The organism is Spirochaetota bacterium, assembly GCA_040756435.1.
In the GTDB taxonomy this organism is placed as follows: domain Bacteria; phylum Spirochaetota; class UBA4802; order UBA4802; family UB4802; genus UBA4802.
On the sequence record JBFLZD010000101.1, the window covers coordinates 1 to 5,487 of the forward strand.

Here is a 5,487-nt window from a genome sequence, read left to right on the forward strand (position 1 = left end):
CTTGTAGTAAATGATCCCTCGGCTTCAATGACAACACAAAGGCCATGTTCACTGTATGGTGTGTGATATTCAGCTATCTCAACAACTTTTCCGGGTACTGTTGCATGCACATTGGCACTTATAAGACCGTTTGCCTGGCCAATAAGCTGACCTTCCTCAACAAACTGTCCCACTTCAACGACAGGTGTGGCTGGTTTACCAATATGCTGCTGCAATGGTATATAACATTTCTGAGGAACCGATAGATATTTAAATGGAATACGGTTGGTAAAGTGTTTATTCTCAGGTGGATGAATTCCTCCGTGAAAGCTATGAATCATCATAGGTTATTCCCTGGTTGAATAGATTTCATCTTTAATAGGAAGATCTTTCCGTAAATTCTTAATATATGGATAAAGGTCACCGGCTTCGGTATAATACTGACAATTATCCACCGTACGGCGTGAAACTGTAAAATATTTGTATAACTTTTCTTCGCCAGAGCGCTTGGTCCATTTTTTCTTGGTACAGCGAACCCTCAAAACAAAACGTTCAGGATCGGATTCATATTGGCGAATTACAATACAGTTCATGCAGTTAGCGCAAAAACATTTTTCTTTAGGCATTGCGCTCTCCTATACTTTAATATTTAAGAAAACAATGTAAAAAAGACTATCACTGTTATGTTTATATAAAATCAATAATTTTTTTAATATGGATTTGAAAAATTTTTAAATTATCAGCAATAATTCATTAAAAAATTTCATAATGAAAAGGGGTGTCCCAAAACAATCCGTGGAGTTCTCAATGACGCGGGTGCAAAGTCATTGCGAGCGTAGCGCATATGCTGAGCTTGTCGAAGCAAAGCAATCGTAATGCCGCAGAAGACGAGATTGCCACGCGCCTGCGGTGCTCGCAACTATGGGATTGCTTCGTCACTTCGTTCCTCGCAATGACAGTATGGCAAAAGTCATTGCAAAGAGGTGTCTTTTGGGACACCCCCGGTGTACACTATTTTATATTTTATTCAAATTTTTGCATCTGGGAATAATTAATGAATTTATAGTAAATTTAATTGACATTACACTATAAATAGTATGAACATTCGTTCTATATTAAAAATGGGAGCAAAGATTTCTCGATGCGCTCAAAATGACAGTGAAAAATGCTCGAAATGACAAAAATGATACACAAAATGACAGTGATGTAAAGATTCCGGGTCAAACCCTGAATGACGTATTGCCAGTATGTCATCCTGAACCTTGTCCTGAATTTATTTCAGGATTGATTCAGGATCTATAATACTGAGGATAGAGATTACGGAATAAGCTCCTAATGATAATGCTAATATGTCATTTTGACGAATGAACCATATCCTGTCATTTCGACGAAAGAAGTGAGGAGAAATCTTAAAGTTAAAAGTAAAGATTTCTCGCTGCGCTCGAAATGACAGTGAAAAATGCTCGAAATGACAATAAAAAATGCTCAAAATGACAGTGAAAAATGCTCGAAATAACAGTGAAAAAAGCTCCTAATGATAATGCTAATATGTCATTTTGACGAATGAACCACATCCTGTCATTTCGAAGGAGCGATGCGACTGAGAAATCTTGATTAATCTTAAAAATTTGCGAAATTTACATTCTATTTACGGAGGAGGAAGTATGAAAAAAAGATTTGGCCGTGTCATTGTAATTATTATGGTATTATCCTTTATTTCACAATGTTCCATGATGGGACACTATTTTAAATCATCAGAAAAAACGTATAGTGGTACCATACGTATTGATGGATTAAAGCAACCGGTAGAGGTACGCTACGATAATTTAGGCATTCCCCATATAAAGGCACACAGTGAAGAAGATTTATTTTTAGCAACTGGGTATATTATGGCTTCCTATCGCTTATTTCAGATGGTGATGATGAAGATGGCTATTCAGGGAAGGTTATCAGAGTTTGCTGGCAAGGATGCGCTGCCTATCGACTATTTTATGCGAACACTGAATGCAAAGAAAATGGTTGCCGATGCAATGAAGTCTATTGACAACCGTGGCATCATGATATTTACACAATTTGCAAAAGGGGTCAATGCCTATATTAAGGGATGCAAAAAATTGCCACCGGAATTTATACTTGCTGGATTTACACCAGAAGAGTGGCAGCCAGAGGATGGACTGTATATTTTTGGATTCTTAAATTTAGATGTTTCATTTAATTTTATTGAAGAGTTGCAATTTTTAATGATTGCGCAAAAATTAGGTTTAAAAAAGGCGTGCCATCTTTTCCCCATCTATAAGGATACCGAACTGCCCTTTGCCGAAGCACAAAAACTAAAAAGCGTCATTGCCAACATCCCTGTAGATACCGTTGCTGTAAAAGCTGCACATATGCAAAGAATATTGGGGCTTGGAATACCTGCATCAAACAACTGGGCTCTGTCCCCAAAGAAAACAGCTGGCAAAAGCATAGTTGCTAACGATACGCATTTGATGGCGTCACTTCCTTCACCGTGGATTATTATGCACTTAGAGTGTCCCACCTATCACTGCGCTGGTGTGTGTTTACCAGGTATCCCCATTGTGGTAGCTGGCTATAACGGCCATGTTGCCTGGGGCGAGACCATGGTAATGGCCGATACGCAGGATATCTTCATTGAAAAAATAAAAGAAGAGAATGGACAGCTTTTTTATCTGTATAAGGATAAATGGTTGCCGCTTGAAAGTCGTGAGGAAGTATTTACGGTGAAAGGAAAATCCCACACGGTAAAATTTTACAGCACGGTGCATGGGCCACTACTTAATACTGCGCTTGCCACTATGCCGTTTCCACCAAAGCTTCCGGTGCAGCCATTATCAGTAGATATACCGTATGGGCTTGCGCTATCGTGGGTTATGGAAGGCGGAGAAAAGACGCTGCAGGGTTTTTATAATCTGGGAAAAGCTAAAACAGCGCATGAAGCACGGGAGGCAATTAAAGGTATTAAAACCATCTATCTTAATATAGTGTATGGCGATAGCAACTCGATTGGCTGGCAGGTGACAGGGCTTTATCCTGTGCGAAAAAAAGGCACTGGTCTTTTCCCTTCTCCAGGATGGACGGGTGAGTATGATTGGCAGGGCTATGTGCCGTTTGAGCAATTGCCTCACAAAGAAAATCCTGCTGAAGGGTTCATTGCCACTGCCAATCACCGCACTGTGGATAAAGACTATCCTGTTAATTTAACACAATCATGGTACAATGACGAGCGTGCAATGCGCATTGTACAGGTACTATCGAACAATAAGACATTTACACTTGAAGATGTCATGAAGCTACAAAATGATCAGTATTCGCTGATGGCAAAGCACGTGCAGGATATTCTTTATGGCAAAGATTATAGTGATAAAGTGATGGCCTCATTACAGGAACTATCGCCCAAACAAAAAGAAAAGGCCCTAAAAGCGTTACAGATGCTTTCCCCACAAAATTTTGATTGTGTCATGCGTGTGGATTCCGGGTTGGCGGCGCTTATGGGTGCATTGTACCATTGTTTTGTGCACAATACGTTTGCCGATGAACTGGGACCAATAGATAAGCCCGTGTGGGAAGCATTTTTGCAAGCAAGTATGACTTCGTATTCAGCGTTTGATGAGCTTTTAGCGTATAAAAATGATTCGCCTTTTTTTGACGATGTAACAACGCAAAAGGTTGAAACCAAATGGGATGTACTTGCCAAAACGTTAGCTGACGCCTATGCGTTGTGTCAGGATACAATGGGAAATAATGAAAACAATTGGCAATGGGGAAAACTACATGCGTACTGGTTTAAACATGAGATTGCAAAAGAGGTTGGGATGTTAAAAGGTTTTTTAAGTCGTGGACCATATCCAGCTGGTGGTGATGTGCATACAGTGAATGTGGCAATGTTTACCTGGGGTAAGGACTTTGATGTGTGGATGATTCCTGCCATGCGCATGATAGTTGACTTTAATAAGGATGAGCCGCTATATTTTATTACAGTGCCAGGGCAGTCGGGCAATCCGGTAAGTAAACATTATGATGATATGGTTGATCCGTATTTACATGGTACATATCAGGTTATTCCCATGCAGGGTATTACAAATCCTGCGGGAATTGAAGTGTTGGTGCCATAAAATTAATAGATTTGAATTCATAAATTTCTGTTGATATAGTAAGAATAAGTGTATGTATCAAGCATTGTGGTGGGAATTTAAGAAATGACTAGAGAATTCTTTAAGAATTTAGAAAAGCTTGCTGAAAATGCTCAGGATATTATCTACCGGTATGAGCTATTGCCCACACCCGGATTTACCTATGTGAGCCCTGCAGCCACTGTCATAACCGGATACACTCCTGAGGAGCATTATGCCAATCCAAATTTAGGTTTTGAGATAGTTCATCCAGAAGATAGACACATATTACAAGGAGTGCTTGAGAAAAAGCATTTCTTTGAACCAATTGTGTTACGATGGATAAAAAAGGATGGCACAATTATATGGGCCGAGCAACGTAATGTTCCTATATATAATGAAGATGGCCAGCTTATTGCCATTGAAGGCATTGCTCGTGATATAACACTACGCAAGCAATACGAGGAAGAAATTTTAAAGCTTAATGCTGAACTGGAGCGCAGAGTAGAGGAGCGCACTGCACAGTTACAGGAAGTAAATAAGGAACTTGAAAGCTTTGCGTATACTGTTTCCCACGATTTGAGGGCACCGCTGACTACTATTGCCGGTTTTGCTAATCTTATACAAGCAGAACTTGCTGGCAAGGCTGATAAAACTATAGAAACTTACTTAACAGCAATTATTGATTCGGTTAAACGGATGGAAAAGCTTATAGAAGATTTGCTTTCGTTTTCACGTATGGCGCGGACAGATCTTCACCACTCACAGGTTGATTTTAAGCAAATGGTGCAGGCAATCATTCATGAGGTTGCCCTAACACAAAAATCAAAAGCTGATTTTAAAATTGGTACGTTACCTGTCATTGAAGGTGATGAGGCTATGCTACGTATTGCTTTTACCAATCTTATAGCAAATGCAGTTAAATTTTCTTCAAAATCTTCTCAGCCAGTTGTAGAAATAGATAGCTACATAGACAATGGTAAAACAATAATTTTTGTAAAGGATAATGGTGTAGGATTTGACCCTGCTCTGTCAGACAAGCTTTTCAATGTATTTCAGCGCCTGCACTCAGAAAAGGATTTTCCTGGCACGGGTATTGGCCTTGCGCTGGTGCGAAGGATAATATCACGGCATGGGGGCAAGGTGTGGGCACAATCAGAGCCCGGTAAGGGGGCAACGTTTTTTGTGGAATTTGGTTAGGATTTGCACATTTTTTTACTTGAAATATAAAAATTAATTCTTACATTAATTTTATAACAGGGATGTGTACCATTATTAATGGGTGTTATTTTTATTATTCACTAATTATTCCTAAATGGGGAAATTTGAATAAAATATAAGATAGTGTACACCCCCGCCGCCTTCGGCGGCGGGGGTG

General features: G+C 39.6%; 5 protein-coding genes. 3 read left to right on the top strand and 2 right to left on the bottom strand.

The features are described from left to right. A partial coding sequence (locus AB1444_16075) for an electron transport complex subunit RsxC (GenBank protein ID MEW6528173.1) occupies positions 1 to 323 on the bottom strand: 323 nt, incomplete at its 3' end. Positions 324 to 326: 3 nt separating this feature from the next. Further along, positions 327 to 605: a hypothetical protein gene (locus AB1444_16080; GenBank protein MEW6528174.1), complete on the bottom strand. Its 279-nt coding sequence runs from the start codon at positions 603 to 605 to the stop codon at positions 327 to 329. A 526-nt stretch (positions 606 to 1,131) separates the two neighbouring features. On the opposite strand from AB1444_16080, the gene AB1444_16085 reads away from it, so the two are divergent. From AB1444_16085 to AB1444_16095, 3 genes are all read left to right on the top strand, one after another. After that, positions 1,132 to 1,281 (top strand): hypothetical protein, encoded by a 150-nt coding sequence (locus AB1444_16085; protein MEW6528175.1) that lies wholly within the window; start codon positions 1,132 to 1,134, stop codon positions 1,279 to 1,281. Between the two features lie 362 nt (positions 1,282 to 1,643). Further along, on the top strand, positions 1,644 to 4,112 hold the full coding sequence (locus tag AB1444_16090; protein MEW6528176.1) for a penicillin acylase family protein: 2,469 nt from the start codon (positions 1,644 to 1,646) through the stop codon (positions 4,110 to 4,112). Between the two features lie 84 nt (positions 4,113 to 4,196). Then, a complete protein-coding gene (locus tag AB1444_16095) occupies positions 4,197 to 5,309 on the top strand; it encodes an ATP-binding protein (protein MEW6528177.1) in 1,113 nt (370 codons plus the stop codon). Positions 5,310 to 5,487 lie beyond the last annotated feature (178 nt).